Annotated in this window: 25 protein-coding genes; 11 read left to right on the forward strand and 14 right to left on the reverse strand. The window is 72.4% G+C overall.

Annotation, left to right across the window (positions count from 1 at the left end; all coding sequences use genetic code 11):
* Positions 1-112: 112 nt before the first annotated feature.
* The 6 genes from LUU90_RS11455 to LUU90_RS11480 form a co-directional block, all read right to left on the reverse strand.
* Positions 113-2,515, reverse strand: coding sequence for an alpha-N-acetylglucosaminidase TIM-barrel domain-containing protein (locus LUU90_RS11455; protein ID WP_275003552.1), 2,403 nt, complete (start codon positions 2,513-2,515; stop codon positions 113-115).
* The gene (locus tag LUU90_RS11460) at positions 2,512-4,029 is read right to left on the reverse strand and encodes a Gfo/Idh/MocA family protein (protein ID WP_275003553.1); all 1,518 of its coding nucleotides are present in this window, start codon (positions 4,027-4,029) and stop codon (positions 2,512-2,514) included. Before LUU90_RS11460 ends, LUU90_RS11455 begins: the two co-directional genes overlap by 4 nt.
* Positions 4,026-4,910: a carbohydrate ABC transporter permease gene (locus LUU90_RS11465; RefSeq protein ID WP_275003554.1), complete on the reverse strand. Its 885-nt coding sequence runs from the start codon at positions 4,908-4,910 to the stop codon at positions 4,026-4,028. The genes LUU90_RS11460 and LUU90_RS11465 overlap by 4 nt, the downstream gene beginning before the upstream one ends.
* A gap of 21 nt (positions 4,911-4,931) precedes the next feature.
* Positions 4,932-5,912, reverse strand: a complete 981-nt coding sequence (locus LUU90_RS11470; protein WP_275003555.1) for a carbohydrate ABC transporter permease — start codon at positions 5,910-5,912, stop codon at positions 4,932-4,934.
* On the reverse strand, positions 5,909-7,309 hold the full coding sequence (locus LUU90_RS11475) for an ABC transporter substrate-binding protein (protein WP_275003556.1): 1,401 nt from the start codon (positions 7,307-7,309) through the stop codon (positions 5,909-5,911). Before LUU90_RS11475 ends, LUU90_RS11470 begins: the two co-directional genes overlap by 4 nt.
* A gap of 187 nt (positions 7,310-7,496) precedes the next feature.
* A complete protein-coding gene (locus tag LUU90_RS11480) occupies positions 7,497-8,177 on the reverse strand; it encodes an IMPACT family protein (protein WP_275003557.1) in 681 nt (226 codons plus the stop codon).
* Positions 8,178-8,331: 154 nt separating this feature from the next.
* Here LUU90_RS11480 and LUU90_RS11485 point away from each other — a divergent pair, with 154 nt between their 5' ends.
* Positions 8,332-8,937, forward strand: a complete 606-nt coding sequence (locus LUU90_RS11485) for a tyrosine-type recombinase/integrase (RefSeq protein WP_275003558.1) — start codon at positions 8,332-8,334, stop codon at positions 8,935-8,937.
* A gap of 85 nt (positions 8,938-9,022) precedes the next feature.
* Here the strand turns inward: LUU90_RS11485 and LUU90_RS11490 are convergent, their stop codons facing one another.
* On the reverse strand, positions 9,023-9,655 hold the full coding sequence (locus tag LUU90_RS11490; protein ID WP_275003559.1) for a GNAT family N-acetyltransferase: 633 nt from the start codon (positions 9,653-9,655) through the stop codon (positions 9,023-9,025).
* A gap of 220 nt (positions 9,656-9,875) precedes the next feature.
* Here LUU90_RS11490 and ectA point away from each other — a divergent pair, with 220 nt between their 5' ends.
* The 4 genes from ectA to thpD all read left to right on the forward strand — a co-directional run bounded on the left by ectA (position 9,876) and on the right by thpD (position 13,255).
* Positions 9,876-10,394: a diaminobutyrate acetyltransferase gene (gene ectA, locus LUU90_RS11495; RefSeq protein ID WP_275003560.1), complete on the forward strand. Its 519-nt coding sequence runs from the start codon at positions 9,876-9,878 to the stop codon at positions 10,392-10,394.
* A gap of 134 nt (positions 10,395-10,528) precedes the next feature.
* On the forward strand, positions 10,529-11,812 hold the full coding sequence (gene ectB, locus LUU90_RS11500; RefSeq protein WP_275003561.1) for a diaminobutyrate--2-oxoglutarate transaminase: 1,284 nt from the start codon (positions 10,529-10,531) through the stop codon (positions 11,810-11,812).
* Between the two features lie 121 nt (positions 11,813-11,933).
* Entirely contained in the window at positions 11,934-12,335 is a 402-nt protein-coding gene (locus LUU90_RS11505) for an ectoine synthase (RefSeq protein WP_275003562.1), read from the forward strand.
* A complete protein-coding gene (thpD, locus tag LUU90_RS11510) occupies positions 12,332-13,255 on the forward strand; it encodes an ectoine hydroxylase (RefSeq protein ID WP_275003563.1) in 924 nt (307 codons plus the stop codon). Before LUU90_RS11505 ends, thpD begins: the two co-directional genes overlap by 4 nt.
* A gap of 110 nt (positions 13,256-13,365) precedes the next feature.
* Here thpD and LUU90_RS11515 read toward each other — a convergent pair whose 3' ends face one another.
* The 7 genes from LUU90_RS11515 to LUU90_RS11545 form a co-directional block, all read right to left on the reverse strand.
* Entirely contained in the window at positions 13,366-13,878 is a 513-nt protein-coding gene (locus tag LUU90_RS11515) for a Dps family protein (RefSeq protein WP_275003564.1), read from the reverse strand.
* A 66-nt stretch (positions 13,879-13,944) separates the two neighbouring features.
* Positions 13,945-14,553 carry a hypothetical protein gene (locus LUU90_RS11520; RefSeq protein ID WP_275003565.1) on the reverse strand — a complete coding sequence of 203 codons (609 nt, stop codon included), beginning with the start codon at positions 14,551-14,553 and terminating at the stop codon, positions 13,945-13,947.
* Positions 14,550-15,953, reverse strand: a complete 1,404-nt coding sequence (locus tag LUU90_RS11525) for a DUF58 domain-containing protein (RefSeq protein WP_275003566.1) — start codon at positions 15,951-15,953, stop codon at positions 14,550-14,552. The genes LUU90_RS11520 and LUU90_RS11525 overlap by 4 nt, the downstream gene beginning before the upstream one ends.
* Positions 15,950-16,966, reverse strand: a complete 1,017-nt coding sequence (locus LUU90_RS11530) for an AAA family ATPase (RefSeq protein WP_275003567.1) — start codon at positions 16,964-16,966, stop codon at positions 15,950-15,952. The genes LUU90_RS11525 and LUU90_RS11530 overlap by 4 nt, the downstream gene beginning before the upstream one ends.
* Positions 16,959-17,468 (reverse strand): hypothetical protein, encoded by a 510-nt coding sequence (locus LUU90_RS11535; protein ID WP_275003568.1) that lies wholly within the window; start codon positions 17,466-17,468, stop codon positions 16,959-16,961. Before LUU90_RS11535 ends, LUU90_RS11530 begins: the two co-directional genes overlap by 8 nt.
* Positions 17,465-18,253 carry a DUF4129 domain-containing protein gene (locus LUU90_RS11540; protein ID WP_275003569.1) on the reverse strand — a complete coding sequence of 263 codons (789 nt, stop codon included), beginning with the start codon at positions 18,251-18,253 and terminating at the stop codon, positions 17,465-17,467. Before LUU90_RS11540 ends, LUU90_RS11535 begins: the two co-directional genes overlap by 4 nt.
* Positions 18,250-19,467, reverse strand: a complete 1,218-nt coding sequence (locus LUU90_RS11545; RefSeq protein WP_275003570.1) for a DUF3866 family protein — start codon at positions 19,465-19,467, stop codon at positions 18,250-18,252. The genes LUU90_RS11540 and LUU90_RS11545 overlap by 4 nt, the downstream gene beginning before the upstream one ends.
* A gap of 34 nt (positions 19,468-19,501) precedes the next feature.
* Here LUU90_RS11545 and LUU90_RS11550 point away from each other — a divergent pair, with 34 nt between their 5' ends.
* The 6 genes from LUU90_RS11550 to LUU90_RS11575 all read left to right on the forward strand — a co-directional run bounded on the left by LUU90_RS11550 (position 19,502) and on the right by LUU90_RS11575 (position 26,399).
* Entirely contained in the window at positions 19,502-20,614 is a 1,113-nt protein-coding gene (locus tag LUU90_RS11550) for a helix-turn-helix transcriptional regulator (protein ID WP_275003571.1), read from the forward strand.
* Entirely contained in the window at positions 20,607-21,659 is a 1,053-nt protein-coding gene (locus LUU90_RS11555) for a helix-turn-helix transcriptional regulator (RefSeq protein ID WP_275003572.1), read from the forward strand. Before LUU90_RS11550 ends, LUU90_RS11555 begins: the two co-directional genes overlap by 8 nt.
* 11 nt (positions 21,660-21,670) lie before the next feature.
* The gene (locus LUU90_RS11560) at positions 21,671-22,003 is read left to right on the forward strand and encodes a hypothetical protein (protein WP_275003573.1); all 333 of its coding nucleotides are present in this window, start codon (positions 21,671-21,673) and stop codon (positions 22,001-22,003) included.
* A 170-nt stretch (positions 22,004-22,173) separates the two neighbouring features.
* Positions 22,174-22,476 carry a Sec-independent protein translocase subunit TatA gene (gene tatA, locus LUU90_RS11565; protein WP_275003574.1) on the forward strand — a complete coding sequence of 101 codons (303 nt, stop codon included), beginning with the start codon at positions 22,174-22,176 and terminating at the stop codon, positions 22,474-22,476.
* Positions 22,477-22,513: 37 nt separating this feature from the next.
* Positions 22,514-23,254 carry a twin-arginine translocase subunit TatC gene (gene tatC, locus LUU90_RS11570; protein ID WP_275003575.1) on the forward strand — a complete coding sequence of 247 codons (741 nt, stop codon included), beginning with the start codon at positions 22,514-22,516 and terminating at the stop codon, positions 23,252-23,254.
* Between the two features lie 166 nt (positions 23,255-23,420).
* Positions 23,421-26,399 carry a DEAD/DEAH box helicase gene (locus LUU90_RS11575; RefSeq protein WP_275003576.1) on the forward strand — a complete coding sequence of 993 codons (2,979 nt, stop codon included), beginning with the start codon at positions 23,421-23,423 and terminating at the stop codon, positions 26,397-26,399.
* Positions 26,400-26,423 lie beyond the last annotated feature (24 nt).

The raw sequence follows: 26,423 nt of genomic DNA on the forward strand, positions 1-26,423 counted from the left end.
TGCCGACCACCCGACCTTTTGCCGACCACGCCTACCACCGCTGATCCCCGCGCCGCGTGGCACACCGACCTCTGCCGGCCGCCGGGCCGCGCCGGCTGCCGAGCCACGCCGGTCATGCGGTGCCGGGTTGCCGCGCGCCGCGCCACGTCTCCTCGAGGGCGACGATGCGTTCGCGTAGTGCGGTGGGATCACTGTCCGGCGGGACCGGACCCCGCACCGCGGCGTCGGCCAGCCAGTCCGCCCAGGCCTGCCAGCGCGGTAGGTAGAGGTCCCGGACCAGGCCCTGCCAGTGCCTGCCCGAGTAGTCGTGCAGGCCGTTGTGCTGCCCGCCCCAGACGCTGACGATGCTCCGCGCCTCGCGTTCCATGGCGTCCCGCTCGGCGGTCGTGTCGCCCCAGGCGCGGGCGGCGTCGATCCAGGTGGCGACCCGGGTCTCGGGGCGGGCACCGGCCAGGTCGTCGAGCTCCTGCAGGTCCGCGCGCAGTCTGCTCATGTGGGCGCGGACGCCGTCCGGGTCGCCCGCCCGCGCCGCCGCCAGGATGTCGCGCACGTGCACCCGCGTACCCTGCGCGAGGACGTGACCGGTGAGCTCGGCGATGTCGGCGCTCAGCACCTCCCGAGCAGCGTCAGGTACGGGGCCGGACCCGGTGCTTGGCGTCCTCTCCGACCTCGTGCCCGGTGCCGTCCCCGCTCTCGCGCCCGCCGTCGTGCCTGCCAGGTTGTCGCGGACCTCCGTGAGTTCCCGCACCGCCTCGGCCAGCCGGGGGAGTGCGGCGGCGATCGCGGGATCATTCTCGGCATCCACGTTGGACGACGGCGTGGGCGGCTCGGTCTCCGCGGCCGCGCCGTCGTCCGGCGTCGTCCCGACGCCCGCATCCGCCCCACCGCCCGCCGTGGTCCCGCCGCTGATGGCCTCGCCCGCGCTGCGCTGGGCGGGGAACGGGAGCCCCGCGGTCCAGGGGCGAGCGATGACGGGCGTCGGGATGGAGCGGGTGCGGCCGTCCGCATAGAGTGTCGAATAAATAGTGTGCCAAGCGCGTAGCGCCAGCCGTGCCAGGTTCGCGCGCTGCTCACCATCCAGCCCTGATGGGCCGCCCGGAGCAGGATGCCGGTCCGACAAGCCGTACCGGTCCAGGACGAACTGTTCGAGCCAGCCGTCGAGGTCGTCGGGGGAGCGTGGCGCGTCGTCCCACGCGAGGTCGGTCGCGAGCTCGTAGAAGACCTCGTTGTTCTCGATGGCCTCGGGGGCGAGGCCGATGCCGCGCAGGTGCGGGACGCCGTCGGGCAGGGCGCGCACGTCCCGGACCAGGCCGCGCAGGTCGCCGAACAGTGCCGGCCGGCCCCCGAAGTTGTGCAGCGCGCACCAGACCCAGGGGCGCCCGGCGAGCGGGGCACCGTCGGCCAGGAGGGCGGTGTGCAGGGGCGCGTGCTCGCCCCAGAGGTCCAGGACGAGCGTGCGGTCGGCAGGGACGTCGCGCAGGTAGGCGGCCACACGGTCGGGCGTCCAGAACGCGCCCTTGTAGTGGAAGGGCCAGCCCTGGAGCACCCAGACGGCGCCGGGGTCCGCGGCGGCCAGGGCACGGTAGGTGCCGCGGCCGGCGGCGCGCAGGTACCCGACGTCGTCCGACGGCGGCACCGACTCGATGTACGGGTCGACGGCGTAGTACCCGGATCCCGGGCCGAGCAGCTCCCGCTGGACCTGCGCGGACGTCGCGAACAGCTCCTGGAACCGCGACGACTCGGGGTGCAGGAGGGGAATCCGCCAGCCCTGCCACTCGATCTCGCCGGCGGGGTGTTCGGCCGTGGAGTGGACGTCGTCCGGGCCGGGCCCCGCGAGAGCCGGCGGGACGTGTCCGCCGAACGCGGGGAGCACCGGCGTCATGCCGAGCTCGCGCATCCGGGCCAGGACCCGCCGGGCCAGGTCGACGCGCCGCTCGGCCCACCGGGCAGGGAGCGGTCCGCCGAACGAGTGCATGCCGCCCATGAACGTCCAGGGGAAGTGCGCCGCGCCGCCCAGCCACTCGGCGGTCTCGGCGTCGGACAGCCCGGCCCGGCGGAACGTCTCGGCCAGCACCGCCTCGTGTGCCACCAGCATGAGCGGGTGCGTGACACCGTGCAGGGCCATCCAGTCGATCTCGCGCTCCCAGCGGTCCCAGCCCCAGAACGGCGTCGAGTACCCGAAGGTCACGACGTTCAGGTAGTACCGGATCTCGTGCGGCGACGAGACGACGGCGCGTGACGCATCGGGCAGCGCGCGCACGCCACCGTTCACGCGGGGCCGCTGCCAGGTCAGCCGTGTCCCGAGCGTCTCGCGGACGTACCGGGCCAGCGCGACCGACGCGGCGACCGGGCTGGTCGCCCGGATCGTCAGCCGGCCGTCCTCGGCCCGGTAGTCCGCTGTGTCGTGCGGTGCGGCGTGCAGCGCGAACTCTGGCATGGGCTCGACGGTGATCTGCCGCGGGTCCAGGCCCGCCCGCTCGGCGACGCCGCGCACGGCGTCGGCCCACGCGCTCACCGCGCACCCCCTCCGACGCTGCCCGGTCCCAAGCTGCCCGGTCCGACGCTGCCCCGGCTGGAACTACGGCCCAGGAAGCTCAGCGCCGCACCGGACCACGACCCGAAGTCCACCACGCCCGCCCCCGCCCGCGACTCCTCCGCGGCGAACGCCATGAGGTGGCTGTCCAGCGCCGTGGCGAACGACAGCTCGCCCCGGCCGACGGCGTCGTCGGCCACCGCCCGGCAGAACGCGTCCATGAGGCCGTCGTCGCCGCCGGCATGACCGCCGCGACCGCTCGGTCCGCCGTCGGCCATGGCACCGGGTGTGGCACCGGGTGTGGCGCCGTCCGCCGCGCCGGGTACGAGGCCTGAGCCCGGGTCCGGGACCGGCTGGGCCAGGAGCGTGTGGGTGGCATGGCCGAGCGGCCCGTCCGTGCCGGACTCGACCAGCCTCGCGCCGGGCACGGCTTCCGGCAGCCGGCCGGACGGCGAGAACAGGTCGACGCGGATCTCGCCCGACTCCATGTGCCCGTGCAACTGCCCACGCGTCCCGGTGATCGCCAGGTGCCGCGTGTTCTCGGCGGTGAACGCGCTGGCCGTGAGCGTGGCGGTCAGGCCGGACGGGAACCGCAGGAGCGTCTGCTGGTGGTCGGCCACGTCGTTGTCCGAGTGATAGACGCAGCGTCCGTACGGCCCTCGTCGCAGGGCGGCGAGGCGGCCGGCGGGGGACAGGTCGTCGCCGAGCATCGTGACCGGATGGCCCGTGTGGTCGCGCAGGGCGTCCAGGTAGTAGCGCGGCGCGAAGAAGGGGCAGTCCGCGGCGGCCGGACAGCCGTCGGTGCAGCGGGCCGGGGCGCCGACGGGCGCGTTCTCGGGGCGGAAGTGCAGCAACGATCCCTCGCTCACCACCGTCCGGGGAGCCGCGCCGGCGAGCCAGCGGATCAGGTCGAGGTCGTGGCAGGTCTTGGCGAGCACCATCGGGCTCGACTCGGCGGTGTTGCGCCAGTTGCCCCGCACGAACGAGTGCGCGAAGTGCCAGAACCCGATGTTCTCGCGTACCTCGATCGTCGCGAGGTCGCCGAGTGCGCCCGCCTCGACGACGGCCCGCACGGCACGCCAGAACGGCGCGAACCGCAGCACGTGCCCGACGGCGATGCGGGCGTCCGTCCGCCGCACCACGCGCGCCAGCTCGGCGAGGTCGGTCAGCGACGGCGCGGCGGGCTTCTCCAGCAGCATCGGCAGCCCGGCCCCGGCGACCGCGGTGGCGGCGGCGACGTGGAGGGCGTCGGGGAGCGCGACGATCACGGCGTCGGGCCGCAGTCGGCCGAGGTCCGCGACCAGGTCCTCCCAGCCGGGGTACCGGGCGGCCGTTGTGCCGGCCAGGGCATCCAGCCGGGCGTGGTCGGGGTCGGCGACGGCAACGATCCGGGCGCGGTCCGGATGCGCCCGGACCCAGCGGCCGTAGGCGTCGGCGCCGCGCCCGCCGGCGCCGAGGACGGCCAGGCGGACGGGCGTCGTCGTCGTTCCGGTCATCGTTCCGCTCCCTGCACCAGGCCCGACACGATGTATCGCTGCGCGAGGAAGAAGACGATCACCACGGGGACCGTCACCGCTATCGAGCCGGCCAGGAGCACCGTGACGGGCACCTGGAAGTCTCCGAGCTGTGCGATCCCGAGCGGCGCCGTCCAGAGGCCGCGGTGCTGCACCAGGAACAGCAGGGCGTAGAAGTACTCGTTCCAGGCGATCATGAACACGTAGATGGCGGTGGCCACCACCCCGGGGATCGCGATGGGCAGCACCACCCGGACCAGCAGCTGCCCGAGCGAGCAGCCGTCCATGATCGCCGCCTCCTCGACGCTCTGCGGCAGCGCGAGGAAGAAGTTCCGCATCATGTACAGGGCGACCGGAACCGTGGCCGCGACGTAGACGATCAGCAGCCCCACCAGGGTGCTCGTCAGGCCGAGCCGGGACAGGATGACGAACTTCGGGACCGCCAGGACGATCCCGGGGAACAGATAGACCGCCAGGATGATGCCGTTGGTGACGGCCCGGCCGCGGTACCGCACGCGGGCGGCCGCGTAGGCGCCGAGCACGCAGACCAGGATGCTCAGGATGACGGTCCCCACGGCGACGCCCAGCGAGTTGAGCACGAACCGGCCGAGTCCGAACCCGCCGTCGGCCTCGTCCCGCATCGCCGTGGCGAAGGCCGACAGGTCCAGCTCGGTCGGCAGCCCGAGCGGGTCGCGGGTCACCTCCGCGTACGGCCGTACGGACAGCACGACGCCGTACACCACCGGCCCCAGCGACCACAGGAGCGCGACGGCGACCACCACGGCGCGGCCGGCCCGCGACGCCCGCGTGGACCGGACACCGCCCATGGCTCCCCGCTGCGGTCCGCTCCTCAGCCGCGTCATGACTCTCCCCTCATGCTTCCCTCATGATTCGTCGGTCCGCCGGGACAGCAGCACGTACCCCGCGAGGAGCACACACAGGATGAGGCTCATGAGCAGCCCGAACGCGGCGGCGCTGCCGATGTCGGCCTTGGTGACGAGCTCGGTGTACACCTGGATGGCCATGACTTGCGTGCTCCCGGCGCCCTCGGTGAGCAGGTAGACGTCGTCGAAGGTCTGGAACGACCAGATGAAGCGCAGGAGCAGGAGCAGCAGGGCCACCGCTCGCAGCTGCGGAAGCAGGATGAACCGCAGGACCTGCCGACGGTTCGCACCGTCGAGCGCCGCGGCCTCCTCGATCTCACCGGGTACCGACTGGAGCCGCGCGGTGAGGAACAGGAACGCGAGCGGCGCCGACTTCCAGATGTCGAACAGCACGACCACGAGCAGCGCGACCGGCACCGGGATGCCCCAGACCTCCGCAGAGGTGGTGCTGAGGAAGCCCACGGGCGTGTCCCAGCCGAGGTACGCACGGCCGAACGCGTTGACCACGCCGTACTGCGGGTTGAGCGCCGTCTTCCAGATCGTGGCGGCGGCGACCACCGGCAGCACGTACGGCACGAGCAGCAGGGCGCGCACCAGGCCGCGCCCGGCGAACGGCCGTCGCAGCGCGAGCGCGAGCACGAGGCCCACGGCCAGCGACCCCACCGCCGTCAGGCCCGCGTAGAGCACGGTGGTCCAGAGCGCGCCCCAGAACGCCTGCGACGCCGCGGCCTGGCGGAAGTTGTCCAGCGTCCACTCCACGGGCTCGGTCCCGAGGAACGGGATGTCGACGAGCCGGATCTCGGAGAACCCGAACACCACCACCAGGACGAACGGCAGCAGGACGACCAGGGCGACCACCGCCAGCGACGGCGAGACGAGCAGCCACCCCGAGCGGTTCGCGCGCTGGGCCGCCGTCGTCGGACGGGTGACCGCCGCTCGGCGGGCCCTTCCGGGACGAACCTGCGTCGGACCGGCCGTCACAGGTCCTGCTGCAGCGCCGTCACGTCGGCGGCCATCTGCTGGGTCACCTCCGCGGGGTCAGATCCCCGGTACAACGGGTCGAGCTGCTGCGCGAGGGTGCCCTGCGTGGCGACCAGGCCGGCGAGGGTGGCGTCGGGCGTGCCCTGGCCCCAGCGGGAGACGGCGGCCATGCCCTCGCCCATCGCGGTGACCAGGTCGTCGCCGTACACCTCTCCGACCGAGGACTCGACCTTCGGCCCGAAGCCCAGACCGCCCCACGCGTCGAGGTATTCGGTCGGGCTCGCGGGGGTCCCCGTGCGCAGCGGGAGGCGGCCCTCCGTGGCGACGGCGAGCGTGTCGGCGTACCCCTCGCCCATGACGAACTCGATGTACTGACGCGCCTCGTCGGTGTCCGCGCGCGCCGGGACCGCGTAGGCGAGGGTGGCGCCGAACTGCGCGGGCTCCTGCGCCGAGCCGGCGGGCGGTTCCAGCACCGTGATGAAGCCTGAGCTCTCAGCGAGGAACGCCGGGTCGTCGGCGCACTCCTTGCACGACGGCGGCACCGCCTCGTCAAGATTCGCCAGCTCGTCGAGGATGTGCGTGGAGAAGAGCAGCATCGCGGCGTCTCCCGCCATGTACGCGGCCCGTGCGGACTCGACGTCGTAGTCGCCGGCGACCGACGAGTCGCGCAGCTCCTTGAAGAACCCGGCCGCCTCCGTGCACTCGGGCGAGTCGATGGTGACCTCGCCGCTCGTCACGAGCTCGCAGCCCGCCGACTGGAAGATCGACTCGATGCCCTCCGTGCCCGAGGCGGTGCCCGACTGGGTGCCGAGCGCGATGCCCGTGATGCCGAGCTCGTCCTTGACGGTGGTCGCGGCCTCGGCGAGCTCGGCGACGGTGGTCGGCACCTCGGCACCGGCCTCCTCGAGCAGGTCGGTGCGGTAGGCGATGAGATGCACCCAGCCGTCGCTCGGCACGGCGGCGATCGTCTCAGCGCCGTCCTCCTGGACGGTGACCGCGCTGAGCGCGTTCTCGTTGAAGGTGGCGGGGTCCAGCGTGTCCATCGCTTCCTGCACGACGTCGGTGTCGAGCAGCCCCTGGGACTGCCAGGACGTGATCTGCGAGGCGCCGGCGAGGACGACATCGGGCACCTCGCCCGACGCGGCGCCCGTGACCAGCGCCTGGTCCTGGTCGGCCGCCGCGAGCGGGACGACGTCGACCGCGATGCCGGTCTCCTCGGTGAACCGTTCGGCGACCGCTTCCTGCGCGGCCACACGCTCCGGTGTGGACTGTGGCGTCCAGAAGGTGATGGATTCGGCCTGCCCCTCCTGCTCGGCACTCGGGCCGCAGGCGGCGAGGAGGGTGGCGACGGCGGTCAGTGCGACGACGACGGCGGACGAGCGGATGCGACGGTGCATTGGTCCCTCTTCGGTGCTGGTGCCGGTGCGGGTGTCCCAGAGACTTCACCCGCACGCCGGGTCAGTCAAGGCTGACGCGCGGGAGGACCCGTGCTCGCCGCCGACCGGGTCCGCTGCGGGGCTCCAAACGAGTGACCCCGACACACTGCACGCGACACACGACACGGGGCGCAGTGTGTCGGGGTCGTCAGCGACGGGTGGCCGGCACCGGCACGTCGACCACCCGGGCGTCGCCGACGACGGGGGAGAGGGCACCGGCAGAGGCGGCGGCGAGGTCGGCGAACAGGGCGTCCAGCTGCTGTTTGGGCACCAGCAGCCGCAGGTGCGCGACGGCGTCGTAGGCGGGCGGTTCCATCACGGAGCCGTGGGACGACGCCCAGTCGCGCAGCACGTTGTCGATCCGCCCGGCATCCCCGTGGGGAACGGGCACCTCGACCTCGTACAGCAGCTCACGGCGGAGCATCGCCCCGGCGGCGGACGCGACGTCGAGCGCGGCGGCCACCGCTCCCGAGTAGGCCCGGACGAGCCCGCCGGCCCCGAGCTTCACCCCGCCGAAGTAGCGGGTGACGACGGCGACCAGGTCCGTGACGTCGCGGTGGCGCAGCACCTCCAGCATGGGGACGCCGGCCGTGCCGCTCGGCTCGCCGTCGTCGGAGGAGCGGGCTGTCTGGCTCGCGCCGTCGGCGTGCGTCCCGAGCACCATGGCCACGCAGTGGTGGCGGGCGTCCCACAGCTCCTTGCGCCGGCGCGCGACGACGGCGTCGGCCTCCGCGACGTCGGCGGCAGGGGAGAGGTGGGCCAGGAACCGGGATTTCTTGATGACCACCTCGTGGTCGACGGGCCGTGCGATGGTGCTGGGGAGGTCCACCGGACGAGCGTACGTGGCGGTGCCAGGGGTGGAGCCGGCCCGGCTCCTGCCGAGACCCGCACCGTGCCGAGCAGCGCCGAGCGGATCTCACCGGATCGCCGACACGCGAGAAACTACCCTTGATTAATAGTGTGCCAAGCGTAGATTGACAGCCATGACCAGTACCGACGCCACGTCGCCAGAAGCACGGAGCGGGGAGCTCGCCCGCTACCCGCGGCCGCCCGTGAGCCTCGAAGAGGCCGAATGGGTCTGGCGCGAGCTCTCCACCGAGGCGATGCGACCGGGCGCGAAGCCGGAGGCGGTGCGGCTCGCGGTGATCACCGGCCTGGTGCGTGCGACGGGCGCACGGTACGGCGACCTGCTGCGGGTGCGTGTCGAGGACATCGACCTCGGTCCCGCACGGGCGCGGGCGACGGAGGGCAGCGTGCTGGTGCGGCACGGCAAGCACCGCACGCCGCGGCGCCACCTGTTGCCGGCCGATCTGGTGGTGCTCCTGAGGCACTGGATGGTCGTGCGCGAGGAGCTGGCGGCCGAGCTGGAGGGCTCGGTACCGAGGGCGCTGCTGCTCACGGTGCACCACACGCACGACAACGGCACCACGGTCGCGTCCGGCCTGCCGATCACGCGGCAGGGACTGGTGCTGTCGTGGCGGCGGTTCGTGCATCGGACCAACGCGCGCTACGGCGCGCTGCGCCCACCGCTGCCGACCCGGTTCGAGCAGGTGCGGCGGGCGTGGGTGGAGGCGTCGATGGAGGACTGACCCAGCCTCACCCACCCGCCTCGTTGAGTGCTGGATATTTGCGCTTCCGGGAGCATCGAGAGCGCAGATATCCAGCACTCAACGGTCAGGTTGTGGGGATGCCCAGGAGCGGGGACTGCGGGGTCGACGACGGCAGCTCTGTGAACCCGTACCGGTCGTAGAACAGCCGGGCGGCGGTGTTCTCGGCCGCGTAGCCCAGGTGCACGCCCGGCACGCCACGCTCGGCGAGGGCGCCACGGAGCGTGTCGATGAGACGCGAGCCGAGGCCTCGCCGCTGGAGCACGGGCAGCAGGTCGATGTGCAGGTGGGCCGGGTGGGTCGTGAGCTCGCCGTGCCGCAGCCCCCGGACCATGCGCTCCGGGTCGGTGCCGTCGTGCAGCAGCTGGGCCTCGGTGTAGGCGGGGTTGCGCCCGGTCGCCGGGCCGGGCGCTGGGTGCCGGGCGGCGAAGCCCGGCGTCCACTCCCGTGCCCACCACTCGACGAAAGCCTGGGTGTCGGCGACGCCGATGATGTACCCGGCCGCACGGCCCTCGTGCTCGACCACCCACGCGAGGTCGGGGGAGTGCTCCACGTAGGGCAGCGCGTAGACGTCGGGCATGAGCAGGTCGGACGAATAGATGCCTCGTGCGTCACCGCCGGCCGCGGCGGTGCGGACGCAGATGTCCGCGACGTCGGCACGGTCGTCGGCGCGGTAGGGGCGGATGAATGGCTCGGTCACACCGGCACACTAGCTTGCCGTCCCAGACTGTGACCGTGCTGTGACATGACGTCGGCGCGCTCGTTGCCGGACCCCGTACGAGCCGCATGTTGGCGCTGGTCAGTGGCAGATCCGACCCTCCGCCGTTACTGCGTATTTGCCCCGCGAGGATGCCAGTAACGGGATCGTCACAGGATCGCAATGTGCAATCGTCGCGCAAGTTCGTTACGGTCGTTTTGTCATGCAGAACCTCGAAGAGGAACTCAAGCACATCCATCCGACCGAGACCACGGTGGCGTTGAGGGAGCCCACCGTCGCAGACGGAGCAGCGATGTGGCGCCTCGCGCGCGACTCCAAGACGCTGGACCTGAACTCGTCCTACGCGTATCTCCTCTGGGCGCGAGACTTCGCCCGGACCTCGGTGATCGTGAGCGTCGACGGCGAACCCGGTGGGTTCGTCACGGGCTACATCCGGCCCGACGAGCCGACCACCCTGATGGTCTGGCAGGTAGCCGTGGACCACGCCTACCGTGGACAGCGGCTGGCCTCCCGGATGCTCGCGCACCTCGCCGAGCGGCACCCCGAGTGCACCCACGTGGAGACGACCATCACCTCGGACAACACGGCGTCGATCGCCCTGTTCATGTCCTTCGCGTCGGCACAGGGTGCGCCCGTCGACGTGCGGACCGTCTTCCCCGCGGAAGCGTTCCCGGACGGCCACGACGCGGAGCTGGTGTTCCGCATCGGCCCGCTCTCCTGACCTCGTCCAGGTCGATCCCCGAAGAATCAAACCCCAGAAGACCGCAGAAGAACCGATCTACCACAGCCGAGTCCGGTCAACGGGACCGGACCGTGGAAGGAGCCATGCGCCCGAACACCGCTATGCCTACAGGCATGCCCTCGAACAGCATCTTCGACGAGCTCGAGTCCCAGGTCCGCAGCTACTGCCGGAACTGGCCCACGACGTTCACGACCGCCGCCGGCAGCACGCTGCAGGCCGAGGACGGCCGAAGCTACCTCGACTTCTTCGCCGGGGCTGGTGCGCTCAACTACGGGCACAACCACCCGGTACTGCTCGAGGCGCTGATCGACTACCTGCGAAGCGGCGGGATCGTGCACTCGCTCGACATGCACACCGCACCCAAACGCGAGTTCCTCACGACGTTCCGGGACCGGATCCTGGCGCCGCGCGGCCTGGACTACAAGGTCATGTTCCCTGGCCCGACCGGGACGAACTCCGTCGAGAGCGCGCTCAAGCTGGCCCGCAAGGTCACCGGTCGCCAGCACATCCTCTCGTTCACCAACGCGTTCCACGGCATGACGCTGGGCGCCCTGTCGGTGACGGGGAACTCCATGAAGCGCAACGGCGCCGGCCTGCCGCTCACGAACAGCTCGAAGATCCCGTACGACGACTACTTCTCCGGCGCCACGGAGGACTTCCTGTGGCTCGAACGCGTGCTCAGCGACAGCGGGTCCGGCGTCGACAAGCCCGCCGCGATCATCGTGGAGTCCGTCCAGGGCGAGGGCGGTCTCAGCGCCGCGCGGCCCGAGTGGCTGCGCGCCCTGTCCGAGCTCTGCCGCGCGCACGAGATCCTGCTGATCCTCGACGACGTGCAGGCCGGCTGCGGCCGCACCGGTGACTTCTTCAGCTTCGAGGAGGCCGGGATCACCCCGGACATCGTCTGCCTCTCGAAGTCGATCTCCGGCTTCGGGCTGTCGATGGCGCTCACGCTGATCCGGCCCGACCTGGACCAGTGGGAGCCGGGCGAGCACAACGGCACGTTCCGCGGTCAGAACACGTCGTTCGTCACGGGTACCGCGGCGCTGAACGAGTTCTGGTCCGACGACACGTTCTCGCAGACGGTCAAGGAGCGCGGCGACGAGCTGCACGACGGCCTGGCGCGGATCGCCGGCGGGTACGAGGGCGCCGTCGTCAAGGGGCGCGGCTTCCTCGCGGGCATCAAGTTCCCGGACCCCTCCGCCGCGTCCAGGATCGCCGCCGCGTCGTACGAGCGCGGCCTGCTGGTCGAGACGTCCGGCCCCGAGGACGAGGTGCTCAAGACCATGCCGGCCCTGACGATCACGTCCGACGAGCTGCGGTCCGGCGTGGACATCATCGCGGCCGCGGCCGACGAGGTGCTCGGCGCACCCGTCGCGAACCTCGCGTCCGCGAAGTAGAGCCGCCGCGACGGCCCCGCGGTGCAGATCCCTGCCACCCGGGGCCGTCGCGACGCCGGGCCGCCTTCGCGCGGGCCCGGAACCCCAGGGCGGGAACAGCCCCCGAGGAAAGGAACACCAGGTGATAGTCACTCGACTGGCCGATCTCGACGGTACCGACCGCGATGTCAGGTCGGAGAACTGGCGCAGCCGCAGGCTCGTGCTCGCCAAGGAGGGCGTCGGTTTCTCGTTCCACGAGACCACCATGTACGCCGGCACCGAGACGGAGATGTGGTACGCCAACCACTTCGAGGCCGTGTACTGCGTCGGCGGTACCGGGCTGCTCGAGAACCGCGAGACCGGCGAGATCCACGAGATCTCGGACGGCACGATGTACCTGCTCGACGGCAACGAGAAGCACACGATGCGTCCCACGACGGACCTGCGGCTGATCTGCACCTTCAACCCGCCGGTCACGGGGCGGGAGGTGCATGACGAGAACGGCGTGTACCCGTTGATCAAGGAAGAGGAGGCCGCTGTATGACGACGGACGCGATCAGCACGACCCAGGAGACCGTCACCCAGCCGGACGACCTGTACCCCACGCGGGTGGAGGGACCGGCATCCGAGATCCCGCGCCAGGACAAGGTGGTCTGGGGCAGCGCGGCCGACGGCCCGATGGAGCAGGAGCTCCTGGACGGCTTCGACCGGGACGGGTACCTCGTGCTCGAGGACCTGGTGACGCCGTCGGAGGTCGAGGAGTTCCGGGCGGAGCTCCAGCGGCTGTCCACCGACCCGGTGGTCCGCGCGGACGAGCGCACGATCATCGAGGGCACGTCGCAGCAGGTGCGCACGATCTTCGAGGTGCACAGGTCGAGCGACGTCTTCGCGCGCATCGCGAACGACCCGCGGGTGGTGGGCAGGGCGCGTCAGATCCTCGGCTCGGACGTGTACATCCACCAGAGCCGCGTGAACCTGAAGCCCGGTTTCGGCGGGGGCGACTTCGCCTGGCACTCGGACTTCGAGACCTGGCACGCCGAGGACGGCCTGCCGCGGATGCGGACGGTCAGCATCTCGATCTCGCTGACCGACAACTACTCGTTCAACGGTCCGCTGATGATCATGCCGGGGACGCACAAGACGTACGTGTCCTGCACCGGCCGGACGCCGAACGACAACTACAAGTCGTCCCTGGTGATGCAGAACGCCGGCACCCCTGACGAGGACATCCTCACGCGGATGGCCGACGAGCACGGCATCGACGTGCTCGCGGGCAAGGCCGGCAGCGCGATCATGTTCGACTGCAACTGCATGCACGGCTCGAACGGCAACATCTCGCCGTACCCGAGGTCGAACATCTTCCTCGTCTACAACAGCGTGGAGAACACGGCGGTCGAGCCGTTCGCGGCGGATGCGCCCCGCCCGACCTTCCTCGGGACCCGGGACTTCACTCCGGTCGGCTGACTCCGGACGCACAGGGCTCGCCCGCACGGAAGCCCCAGGTCACCGGTTGACCTGGGGCTTCCGTCATGAGCCGTGCTGGGTGTGCCGTGTCGTCGTGGCGCCGGCCGGGATCACGTCTCGGGGATCGCCCCGGACGCCGACTCCAGGTGCGCACGGACGAACCAGTGGAACTGCTCGAGCTCGTGCAGGTGGCCGATGAGCAGGTCGTTCGTCACGTCGTCGACGCCGGCGGTGTCGTCGGCGGCCTTGCGGTGGAACGTGATCACCGAGTCGTAGACGTCGTCGAGCGCCGCCAGGTGCTCGATCGCGGGGGCCCGGCCCAGCTTGTAGTCCTCCCAGCTGCGGGCGGCGACGAGAGCACCGGGCGTACCCACCGGCACGCTGCCGAGGGTGGCGATGCGCTCGGCGATCTGGTCGACCATCGCGCGCACGGCGTCGACCTGCGGGTCGAGCATCTCGTGGACGCCGATGAAGTGCGGTCCCACCACGTTCCAGTGCACGTGCTTGAGGGTGAGGTGCAGGTCGTTCAGCGCGTGCAGCCGCTCCTGGAGGATCTCCGCGACCTTGGCCCCCTCCTCGGGTGTCAGGGACGGGACGGTGTAGCGGGGCAGCTTCGGGGACATGTCGGTCCTCTCTTCCGGCGATGCTTCGGGCCGCTCGTGCGGCCGCTCCTCGGACGACCTGGGTCGTCAGCTCCGTCCATCGTCACGCGAGGAGCCGTCGGTCGCCAGTGCGACGAGCACGAGGCCGACCACGGCGAGCGCCGCGAGCAGGATGGCGCCCTGGATGGTGGTTCCGGAGGCGAGCATCGCGAGGGCGCCGAGGAGGGCGGTGGCGGCGAGGACGGTGAGGTCGCGTCGCCAGTCGGAGAGGAGTGCTGCGATCTCGGCGTGTCCTCGGGGTGGTACGTGGGCGGCCCACCAGGTGGTGCGGGCGATGAGGTAGGCGAGGAGGGCGAGGACCAGGGCCCAGGGGTCGAAGGGTTCGGTGGTGAAGCCCCAGAAAAGCACTGCGGCGACGGCGATGGTGCCGCCTGCTGTGGTGGGGGTGGGGTGGACGACCAGGAGGCCGGTGGCGAGGGCGGCGATGGTGAGGGTGACGCCGTGGGGGATCTCGGGTGTGCGTGCCGCGGCGGTGAAGAGCAGGAGCGGGACGAGGGCGAGGAGGGCGGCGCGGAAGGTCCAGCCGCGGAGGGTGGGTCCGGTCTCGACGGTGATCGTGGGCAGGGGTCTGCGTGCGGGGTCGGCGAGGTGGAGCGTGATGCGGCGGGCGAGGGTGGTGAGGGGGCTGGGGGTCATGGGACGCGTCCGGGTACGTGGCGTTGGTCTGCGCGGGCGAGGGCTTCGAAGCGGACGGTGGCCTGGTCGCGTCGGGAGCCGGCCCAGCTGATGACGGGGACGTGTTCGCCGTCGAGGGTGGCGATGCGGTTCTCGCGTTCGAGGCGGGCGATGCGCCAGGCGATGGCGAGGTGTCGTTCGAGGACGTGGTGGATGTCGGGGAGGGTGTCGATGACGACGACGGGGTGGCCGGTGGTGCGCCAGGTGCGGACGAGGTGCAGTGGTTCGTCGTCGAGCAGGGTGGTGAAGAGGTAGACGATGGCGTCGGCCGGGAGCTGTGGTGGGCGTACGCGGTGCAGGGAGGCGGCGTCTTTCGGGTGGGCCAGTGCGAGGCCGTGGATGAGGCGGCGGAGGTGGCGTCGTCCGGCTGCGGGTGGCAGGGGGCGGCGTCGGCGGGCGAGGTCTTCGAGGCCGACGCGGTCGCCTGCGTCGACGAGGGCGGTGGCGACGGAGGCTGCGGCGTGGCGGGCGAGGTCGAGCGATGTGGGCTCGTCGACGCGGATGGTGCCGTAGCCGCGCCAGGTGCGGATGTCGGGTCCTACCTCGTCGCGGGAGTCGACGACGAGCACGGCGGTGGCTTCGGCGGTGGCGTAGGTGCGGCGGACGTAGAGGGTGTCGAGCTCGGGGGAGCGGCGGGCGGTGGTGCGCCAGTCGATCCGGCGGAGGCGGTCGCCGGGGGTGAAGGCGTGGATGTCGCGGAGCTCTGCGCCGTCGCCGAGTCGGCGGGAGGAGTGTGGTCCGGTGAGGCCGCGGAGTCGTCGGGGCAGGGGGAGTCTGCCGAGCGGGGCGGCGCCGGGGAGGACGAGGCGGGTCGCGCCGCGGACCTGGGTGGGCTCTTCCTCCCAGGTGCGGTGCCGGGATCCGCGCAGGTCGACGGTGAACGTCTCCTGGGGGCCGGTGCGGACGGTCGAGAGGCGGAGCGGGATCTGGCGTCCGGCGTCCCTGGGTGTGGTCCGTGCGGCGAGTGCGAGGTGGGTGTCGCGGTGTCCGGTGGCGGTGATGCGGAGGTGGGCGATGTCGGCGGGGTGGTGGGCGCGGGGGTCCGGGGTGGTGCCGGGTGCGGTGGTGAGGTGGAGCGTGGCGGTGAGCTCGCCGGGGGTGGTGGTGCCGGGTGGTTCGTGGAGGGTGGCGCGCAGGGGTGTGGTGGGGCGGGTGGTGTGCGCCCAGGTGGCGGCGAGGAGGCTGGGTATGCCGATGAGGGCGATGTCGGCGCGGCCGGCGAGGAGGCTGGTGGTGAGCAGGAGGATGCCGGTGGCGATGGCGGCGGTGTACGCGGAGGTGGGTCGCCAGCCGTGGTGGCTGCCTGCTGGTGCGCCCTGGGATGTTCGTCCGCGGGCGACGATGATGCCGCCGACGGTCATCGGGTGGGGACCGTGGCGGGGGTGGGGACGGTGTGCAGGAGGTCGGCGACGATGGTCTCGGGCCGGGTGGCCGACGCCCAGGCGGTGGGGGTGAGGGTGATGCGGTGGGCGAGGACGGGGACGGCGACGCGCTTGACGTCCTCGGGGAGGACGTAGTCGCGTCCGTCGAGGACGGCGATGGCGCGGGCGAGGAGGACGAGGTTCTGTGAGCCGCGGGGGGAGGCGCCGACCTCGAGGGCCTGGTGGCCGCGGGTGGCGGCGGTGAGGTCGACGCAGTAGCGGACGACGTCGGGGTCGACGGTGACCTGTTCCGTCCCGGCCTGCATGGCGCGGACGGTGGCGGGGTCGACGACCTGGTTGACGGTGGTGGCTTCCTGCTTGCGGGCCAGGCGCCGGGTGAGGACCTCGGTCTCCTGGGTGCGGTCGGGGTAGCCGACGGCGAGGCGGACCATGAAGCGGTCGAGCTGGGCCTCGGGCAGGGGGTAGGTGCCCTCGTACTCGACGGGGTTGGAGGTGGCCAGCACGTGGAAGGGGTTGGGCAGGGGGCGGCTGGTCCCTTCGATGGAGACCTGTCGTTCGGCCATGGCCTCGAGGAGCGCCGACTGGGTCTTCGGGGCGGTGCGGTTGATCTCGTCGGCGAGGAAGAGGCCGGTGAAGACAGGTCCGGGGCGGAACTCGAAGGTACGGGTGGCGGGGTCGAAGACGGACGATCCGGTGATGTCCGCGGGCAGCAGGTCCGGGGTGCACTGGAGGCGGGCGAAGTCGAGGCCGAGGGCGGCGGCCAGCGAGCGCGCGGCGAGGGTCTTGCCGAGGCCGGGTACGTCCTCGAAGAGGACGTGTCCTCCGGCGAGGATGGTGGCGAGGGCTGTCTCGAGCGCGTCGCGCATGCCGACGACGGCGGTCCCGACCTCGGCGAGGACTCGTTCGCCGAGCGCTGCGACGTCGGCGACGGGCAGGGGGCTGGTGACCGGGGTCGTCGCCGGGCTGGTCTGCGGGGTGGTGCGGTCAGGCACGGTTCTCCTCGGTGGTGGGTGCGGCACCGAGGCGTTCTATCGCGTCGAGCCAGGTCTGGACGGTGCGCGCCGTGGGGGGTTGCCTGGACTTGAGCTGGCGCAGGACGCGAGCGCCGAGGAGCCGTTCGGCGTCGGGCTCGGCGGCGGGGTCGGAGGGGTCGACGCCGTGTGCGCGGAGCCGGTCGGCGGCGAGGGCGCGGATGCGGCGGACGATGCGGTCGGTGACGTAGCCGTCGCGGCCGAAGACGGACCAGCCGAGGTCGGACACGTCGTGGCGTCCGCCGGCGCGGGCCTCGACGGGGGGTCGGGGCCATTCGGGGTCGTCGGTGGTGGCGTCGGTGGCTGACCACAGGATGCCCAGCGCGCAGGCGAGCGCGGTGGCGGCGAAGGCGTGTGCCGGGTCGATGACGTTCCAGTAGGCCAGCCCGGTGGCGGCCAGGGCTGTCACGACGGTGATGGCGGCGACGCGCCGCCAGTTCCAGTACCTCATGCCGGACCTCATGCGGGGCCTCGTCCGGTCCCGGGTCCGGCGCCCGGCCCGGAACCGGGCGCCGGGCGTTCGGCGGGACGCTGCGTGAGGTCCCCGTCGGTGTCCGGCGTGGGCTCGTCGATGTCGAGGCTGCGGGCGATGTCCGCGAGCGCCTCGCGGGCTTGTGCGACGGCGGTGCGGTCGATGGGCCGGTCGGTGAAGCGGGCGCGTTGGTAGAGGGTGCGTAGGCGGGCGACGGCGGGGGGTGGTGCGGGGGTGGCGGCGAGGACGGTGCCGGCGAACTCGGTGGGGGTCTGGGCGGGGTCGCGGTGGGCGCCTGCGCGGGCTGCGGCTTCTTCGAGGGCTACCCAGGCGGCGACGACGGCGTCGCGGGGGCGGGCGTGCCCGTCGAGGTGGGCGAGGGCGCGGGTGACGGCGTCCTGGAGCTCGGGGAGGTCGACGGCGTCGCCGGGATTGCCGGTGGCGGTGCCGCCGGTGAGGTTGTCGGGTGTGATGTCGGTGCGTTGCCGGCGGAGGGCGAGGAGTCTGCGGGCGACGGCGGTGAGGAGGGCGAGGACCAGGAGTCCGATGAGGATGGCGATGACGAGTCCGATCCAGGGGTTCTCGGCGCCGGCGTCGACGGGCTGGTCCATGGGGCTTCGGCTGGTGTCGGGGCTCGGTGGTGGCTGGGCGGGCATGGAGAGCTCCGGGGTGGGCAGGTGGGGCGGGTTGAAGCGCCAGGGGGTGGCGGTGGCGGCGCCGAGCACCACGACGGTGATGAGGAGGGCGGTGATGGTCAGGCGGGTGGTGGGTCTCATGCGGGCTGGGTGTCGGGCTGGGTGAGCCGGTGGGCGTGGATGCCTGCGGCGGCTGCGGCGACGAAGGACGCGGGGTCGGCGTCGAGGTCGCGGCCCATGGTGCGTAGTCCGCCGGGCGCGGTGCGCAGGGTGTCGAGGAGGGTGGTGTCGGTGGGGACGTCGACGAGGGTGTGCGCGGTGGTGCCGGTCCCGCCGGGGGTGGCGAGCGTCTGTGCCTGCGCGCGGATGCGGTGGGTGAGCGGGGTGCCCCAGGTGGGCAGGTTCTCCAGCTCGGCGGCGGGGACGGGGACGGGGATGTCGGCGGGGGCGAGGGCGACCCTGGTGTAGGCGGTCAGGGAGTGGTGGGAGATGCCGAGGTGGCGGTCGCGGGGGTCGGCGCCGGACACGCGCAGGGATGCGACGGGGCGGCCGTGGAGGGTGGCGGCGGCGTTGACGGCTTCGCCGGCGGCGACGCCGGAGTAGCCCCAGCGGGTCCCGGTGCCGAGGTTGCCGGGTCCCTGGGTGACGACGGCGACGTCGCACCCGGCGACGTGGCGGGCTGCCAGGAGGCCGGTGTGCACGGTGACGGCCTCGAGGTCGCCGCCGAAGGCCTGGCCGACGGTGACGCAGGTTTCCAGCCAGCCGGCGTCGCGCAGGGCGGCGACGGTGCGGGAGAACGCGGCGGGCAGTGCGCCGCCGTCGGTCATGACGTAGGCGATCTTCAGGCCGGCGGCATTGGTGCCCGTAGTGGTGAGGGCCGCGGCGTGCCGCAGGCCGGCGACGACGGCGGGCAGCGCGGAGTGCAGGTCCGCGACGACGACCGGCATGCCGTCGAGGCTGTCGGCGTCGGCCAGGGTCGCGTGGTGCGGCGACTCCTGCTCGTCGACGCCGAGCACCATGGTCTGCAGGGGGGTGTAGCGGGCCTTGACGAGGTGTCCGGGACCGGGGGCGGGGTCGGGTGGGAGGCGGGTGCCGGCCGCGGCGGGCCCGACCACCAGGGCGTACCCGCCGGTGCCGAGGCCGCGGGCGAGCGCGGACACGTTGAGCAGCACGGAGTCGCCCGGCCCGGGCTCCCCGACCAGGTCGGTGTACGCGAGCGCGCGCACCGTGCCGCCTGCCTCACCTGCCTGGGCGTCGCGTCCCGGCAGGGGCCGGTCCAGCGCCACCTCGAGCTCGCACGCCCCCCGCCACGACCTGCCTGTGGAAATCACGGTCCCGATCCGCCACGTCATCACAGGGTGGAGGCTACCGAACGCTACGGTTGTCCTGATGCCCATCGATCCGCCTCCCAGCGCGCAGTCCGCGCCGCCCTCCGCCCAGGCACCCGGCCTGAACCCCGCCGAGCGGCTCCTGAACCTCGTCATCGCCCTCGTGAACACGAATGCGGCGATGACCAAGCAACAGGTCCGCACCGCCGTGGCCGGGTACGCCGACGCGCCCAGCGACGAGGCGTTCGAGCGGATGTTCGAGCGGGACAAGGACATGCTGCGGGCCCTGGGCATCCCCGTCGTGACGGTCGGGACCGGGGGGCACACCGACGAGCTGGGTTACCGGATCGACCAGGACGCCTACGCCCTGCCGTCGATCGACCTCACCCCCGCCGAGCTCGGTGTGCTGTCGCTCGCCGCCCAGTTCTGGCAGGACAAGACCCTGCAGACCGACATCAACCGCGCGATGGTCAAGCTGCGCGCTGCCGGGGCCGGAGACCCGTCCGCGGACGCCCTGGCCGGCCTCGCGCCGTCCGTACGCGCCGTGGGCGACGCCTACGGGCCCCTCATGGAGGCGATCGAGGCCCGCCGTGCGGTCACGTTCAGCTACCGCGCCGCGTACAACGGGGCGGTCCTGACCCGGCACGTCGAACCGTGGCGCATCGCTGCCCGCGACGGGGGCTGGTACCTCATGTGCTTCGACCGCGACCGGCAGGCCCCTCGCGTGTTCCGCATGTCCCGCATCGAGTCCCGCGTGCGCATCACCGGCCCCGCCGGCGCCTACGACATCCCCGACTTCGAGACCGACGTCATGCTCGGCAAGGCGCACGGTGAGATCCGGCAGGCGGTGGTCGCCGTCCGCCCCGAACGTGCCGGAGCGCTGCGCGCCCGTGCCAAACCCGTGCCCGACGGCGAACGCGAGGCCTACAGCGAGCGCCTGCCCGACCTGTCCGACGCGTCGGCGGGTGGCCGTGCCGGCGATCAGGCCGGCTGGGACATCCTCGAGGTGCCCTACCGGTCCCTGTCCGGCATGGCGTCGGAGGCCGCCGGGTACGGGGCCGCGCTCGTCGTGCTCGAGCCCGAAGCGGTCCGGGCCGAGACGCTGCGCCGGCTCACCGCCGCGGCGGCGCTGGGCTTCGGGACCGGCGCGCAGGCGGGGGCGCCCCGTGGCTGAGCGCGCGGACGACAGGCTCCTGCGCCTGCTGGGCATCGTCGCCTACCTCGACGGCGCCGGACCGGTGTCCGTGGCCGACCTGGCCCGGAGGTTCGGGACCACGCCCGCGCAGATCCAGAAGGACGTCGACGCGCTCTGGGTCTCGGGCACCCCCGGGTACTGGCCCGACGACCTCATCGACTTCGACGCCGCGTCCATCGACCGCGGCGTGGTGCACCTGACCGAGGCGCGCGGCATGACCAGGCCGCTGCGGCTCGGCACCCGGGAGGCGGTGGCGCTGGTCGCGGCGTTGCGGGCCATGAAGGCCACCGGTGCGGTCCAGGCGGACCCGGCGCGGTCCGCCGTCGTCGAGTCGGCACTGCGCAAGCTCACCGATGCCACCGGCGAGGCCGCGAACGCCGTCGACGTGCGTCTCGCACCGGGCGGCGACCGGCAGGTCGTCTCGGCGATCTCCTCGGCCCTGACCACGCGCCACCGGCTCCGGATCCGGTACGTGACCTCCTCCGACGTCGTCAGCGAACGGGACGTGGACCCCGTGCGCCTGCACACGCAGGACGAGTACGCCTACCTCGCCGCCTGGTGCTACCGCGCCGCAGCGCCGCGCACCTTCCGGGTCGACCGCATCCTGGAGGCCACCGAGACCGACGTACCCGTGCAGGACCACCCCGGGGTGGGGGAGCGGGCGGCCGAGATCGACTTCGCCGCCCTGTTCGCCGGCGGGTCCTCACCGCTGGCGACCATCCGGTTCGCGCCCCGGGCGCGCTGGTTCGCCGAGGAGGTCCCCGTCGAGTCGGTCCGCAACCTGCCCGACGGCGACTTCGAGGTCACGCTGCGTGTCACCAACCCCGGCTGGCTGCGCAGCACCCTGATCCAGCTCGCCCCGTACGTGCGCTCCGTCGCCCCCGCGGCCCTGGCCGACGACGTGGCAGGGGCCGCCGCGGAGGCCCTCGCCCTGTACGACGCAGGGCATCGGCCCGGGTCTGCGTCCGGGCAGGTGACAGATCCACAGACGCGAGACGCAGCCACATCGCCGAATCGGCACTAGGCTTGGCGACCATGTGGTTCTGGGTGTGGACCCTGCTGATCCTGGGCAGCCTCGTCGGAGCGTTCTTTCTGGCCCGTTATCTCTGGCGGTCGGCAGAGGGCCTGATGGAAGAGCTGGGGCGAGCGTCGCGCCGGATCGGCGAGTCGAGCGACCGGTTGCAGGAACTGTCCGACCGGGCACGGGAGGCGGCGAGCACACAGCACGCCGGCCCGAGCCTGTTCGACGACGTGACGATCCACTACCAGCGTGTCAACGCGCAGCGCGCCGCCCGGGCCGGGCGCAAGGACGCACGCCGGGCGCGGCACGTGGTGACGTGGCAGAAGTGGAAGCACTTCAACGACTGAGCCGGTCCTCCGTCGTCGCGCAGGCCCGGAACTGCGCGGCTCCCGCGGTCGTTCACGGGGCGGACCACCTTCCGTCCACCGGAGGGCTACCTTTGTGCCCCCCACGTCCGCGTAGGATCGGTCATATCCGCACCGCACCGCGTAACAGCACCGCACCGTAAGGAGTCACCATGGGCGCAATGCAGCCGTGGCACTGGATCGTCCTGCTCGTCGTCGTCCTGCTGCTCTTCGGGTCCTCCCGCCTGCCGGGCCTGGCCAAGAGCGTGGGCCAGTCGATGAAGATCTTCAAGAAGGAGGTCAGGGACCTGCGCGAGGACGGTTCCGGGAACGCGAACAGCAACACGGCCGACGACGCGCCGGGCGGCACCACCACCACGGGCCCCAGCTCGACGACGGGACCGGGCGCGAGCTCTGGTACCGACTCGGTACCGGGCTTGATCAACAACAGGGACCGCGACATCCCCAAGGCCTGAACCGGTGGCACGTACGAGGCGGCCGTCCGACGGCCGTATGCCTCTGCTCGAGCACCTTCTCGAGCTCCGGAAGCGCTTTGTCCTGATCGCGGCGGGGCTGGTGCTCGGAGCGATCGCGGGATGGTTCCTGTACGACCCGCTGCTGGTCATGCTGCAGCGGCCGCTGCAGTACGCCGCGGACGTCACCGGCAACGACGTCACGCTGAACTTCACGGGGCCGGCGTCGGCGCTGGATCTGCGGATCAGGGCCGCGCTGTTCCTGGCCGTGTTCCTGTCGTGCCCGTGGTGGCTGTTCCAGGTCTGGGCGTTCGTCACCCCAGGGCTGAACAAGCGGGAGAAGTACTACGCGTACGGGTTCGTCGGCGCGTCCGTGCCGCTGTTCCTCGGCGGGGCCTACATGGCGTGGATCGTCATCCCGCACGCCGTGCAGATCCTCACGGGGTTCCTGCCGGACAACGCCACGAACTTCACCGACGCCCAGATGTACCTGGACCTGGTGATGCGGCTGCTGCTGGCGTTCGGTGTCGCGTTCGTGTCACCGGTGCTCCTGGTGGGCCTGAACTTCGCGGGACTGATGTCCGCCAAGGCGCTGCTCGCCGGCTGGCGGTGGGCCATCCTCATCGCGTTCACGTTCGCCGCGATCGTGACCCCTACGCCGGACGCCCTGACGATGATCCTGGTCGCGCTGCCGATCTGCGTGCTGTACTTCGGCGCCGTCGGCGTGTCGGTGCTGCACGACCGACGGGTCGAGAAACGGCTCGCGGCCGCCGAGATCTGACCGGCCCTCCGCCCGGCCCCCGCCCCGCACAGGGCGAGGGCCGGGCGCCGCCACGAGCGCGCACTGTCACGTGCACAGTCACGTTCACCTCATGAGCGGAGGTCGTGGTGAGCGGGCGTGGGCCTGTCGCACCCGGGCTGTCGGAGAGTGACCGTAGGCTGTGCCCATGAGCGACCTGAGCCCCGCCGAGCGGTACACGGCCTTCCGGTCACAGAGCCGTTCAGCGGCCGAGCACCCCGAGCTGACCCGGTTCCGGGAGGTCATCGGGTTCGAGCTCGACGACTTCCAGGTGCAGGCCTGCGAGGCCCTCGAACAAGGCCGCGCCGTGCTCGTGGCGGCCCCCACCGGGGCAGGCAAGACCGTCGTGGGCGAGTTCGCCGTGCACCTGGCGCTCGCCTCGGGCCGCAAGGCGTTCTACACGACCCCCATCAAGGCGCTCTCCAACCAGAAGTACGCCGACCTCGTGCGCCGGTACGGGCCCGACAACGTCGGCCTGCTCACCGGTGACACCACCATCAACGGCGACGCGCCCGTGGTGGTCATGACCACCGAGGTGCTGCGCAACATGCTCTACGCGGGCTCCTCGACCCTCGACGGGCTGGCCTACGTCGTCATGGACGAGGTGCACTACCTCGCCGACCGGTTCCGCGGCCCCGTGTGGGAAGAGGTCATCATCCACCTCTCCGACGACGTGCAGCTCGTCTCCCTCAGCGCGACCGTGTCCAACGCGGAGGAGTTCGGCGACTGGCTCGAGATGGTGCGGGGCGACACCGCCGTCGTCGTCTCCGAACGGCGGCCCGTGCCGCTGTGGCAGCACGTCCTGATGTCCTCGCCCGAGCCGCGAGGCAAGCCGCGCCTCCTGGACCTGTACGCCGGGCACGTCGACCCGACCGACCCCGGCACCAGCCCGCCCATCAACCCCGACCTGTCCGCCGCGTTCCGGTCCGGGCGCGGCGGCAACCGCCCCGGCGACTACGGCGGACGGCGCGGACGCGGCGCCGGCCGCGGTCGCGGGGACCGCGGATACCGCGGCGCGGGCGGGCGCCGCAGCGACGACAGCGCAGGAGGCATCGGCCCGAGCCGGCGCACCCCGCCGCGGTTCATCGTCATCGACGCCCTGAACGCCGACGCCCTGCTGCCCGCGATCTACTTCGTGTTCTCCCGCGCCGGCTGCGAGGCCGCCGTCGACCAGTGCCTCAAGGCCGGGCTGCGGCTGACCAGCCCCCAGGAGGAAGCGACCATCCGGTCCGTCGTGGAGGAGCGCACCGCCGCCATCCCGCCCGAGGACCTCGACGTGCTCGGCTACTGGTCCTGGTCCCAGGCCCTGGCCCGCGGTGTCGCAGCCCACCACGCAGGCATGCTCCCCGTGTTCAAGGAGACCGTCGAGGACCTGTTCTCGCGCGGTCTCGTCAAGGTCGTGTTCGCCACCGAGACCCTCGCGCTCGGCATCAACATGCCCGCCCGGTCCGTCGTCCTGGACAAGCTCGTCAAGTGGGACGGCACCAGCCACGTCCCCGTCACCCCCGGCGAGTTCACGCAGCTCACGGGCCGCGCCGGCCGCCGCGGCATCGACATCGAGGGCCACGCCGTCGTCGTCGACCACCCTGCCCTGGACCCCGTGGCGCTGGCCGGCCTCGCGTCCAAGCGCCTGTACCCGCTCAAGTCCAGCTTCCGGCCCACGTACAACATGGCCGTCAACCTCGTCGCCCAGGTGGGCCGCGACCGCGCCCGCGAGGTCCTGGAGACCTCCTTCGCGCAGTTCCAGGCCGACCGCGGCGTCGTCGGCCTCGCCAAGCAGGCCCAGGCTCACGCCGAGGCCCTCGACGGGTACGCCAAGGCCATGTCCTGCACCGAAGGCGACTTCGGCCAGTACATGGACCTGCGCCGCGCCATCAAGGACCGCGAGAAGGAGCTGTCCCGCGCCGCCTCCGGCGCCGAACGGGCCGAGATCGTAGCCTCCCTGGAGCGGCTGCGCCGCGGCGACGTCGTCGAGGTGCCGACCGGGCGACGACGCGGGTACGTCCTCGTGCTCGACCCGGGCGAGCCCGGCGGGTTCGACGGGCCTCGCCCCACCGTGCTCACCCAGGAACGCCAGGTCAAGAAGCTGACCCTCGCCGACGCGCCCGCCGGCCTCGAGACCGTCACCACCGTCAAGATCCCCAAGGCGTTCAACCCCCGCAAGCCCGACGCCCGCCGCGACCTCGTCTCGTCCATGCGCAACGCGCTGGGCGCCCTGGCCGACGACGTCCCCTCGGCCCACTCCACCAGCACCCCCGCCGGCCGGCGGGCAGGGAGCGCCGCACGCGGCGGCAAGTCCCTGGCCGGACGCCGCTCCGACGCCTCGACCGACGCCGAGCTCGCCCGGCTGCGCAAGGCGCTCAAGGCCCACCCGTGCCACGCCTGCCCCGAGCGTGACGACCACGCCCGCTGGGCCGAGCGCTGGAACAAGCTCAAGCGGGAGCACGACCAGCTCGTGCGGCGCGTCGAGGGCCGCACCGGGTCGATCGCCCGCACCTTCGACCGCACCCTCGACGTGCTGCTCACCCTCGGCTACCTGCAGCGGACCGGGCCGGACGGCGCGGGACGAGACGCAGGAGCGCCCGACGGCGCGGTACAGGGTCCTGGCAGGACCCGCGTGACCGACGACGGCCGCTGGTTGCGCCGCCTGTACGCGGAGAACGACCTGCTGCTCGCCGAGTGCCTGCGCCGCGGCGTGTGGGACGGGCTCGACGCGGCAGGCCTGGCCGCCGTCGTCTCGACGGTGGTGTACCAGGGGCGCCGCGACGACGCCCCCGACCCCTACATCCCCGGCGGCCCGACCGGACGCCTCGCGGGCGTCCTGGACGACACGCAGCGCGTGTGGTCCGAGGTCGACGACCTCGAGGAGGCGCACGGCATCGAGGCCACCGGTCCGCTCGACCTCGGCCTGGTCGGCGCGATGTACCGGTGGGCGTCCGGCAAGGGGCTGGACAGCGTGCTGCGCGGCTCCGACCTCGCCGCCGGCGACTTCGTGCGCTGGTGCAAGCAGGTCATCGACGTGCTCGACCAGCTCGGCGGTGCCGCACCGTCGGACAAGCTGCGCACCACCGCGCGCAAGGCCCAGGACGCGGTGCTGCGAGGAGTGGTCGCGTACTCGAGCCTCTGACCCGCCCGGCCGCCGTGCCTGACC

It is taken from the genome of Promicromonospora iranensis, assembly GCF_028994775.1.
Classification (GTDB): domain Bacteria; phylum Actinomycetota; class Actinomycetes; order Actinomycetales; family Cellulomonadaceae; genus Promicromonospora; species Promicromonospora iranensis_A.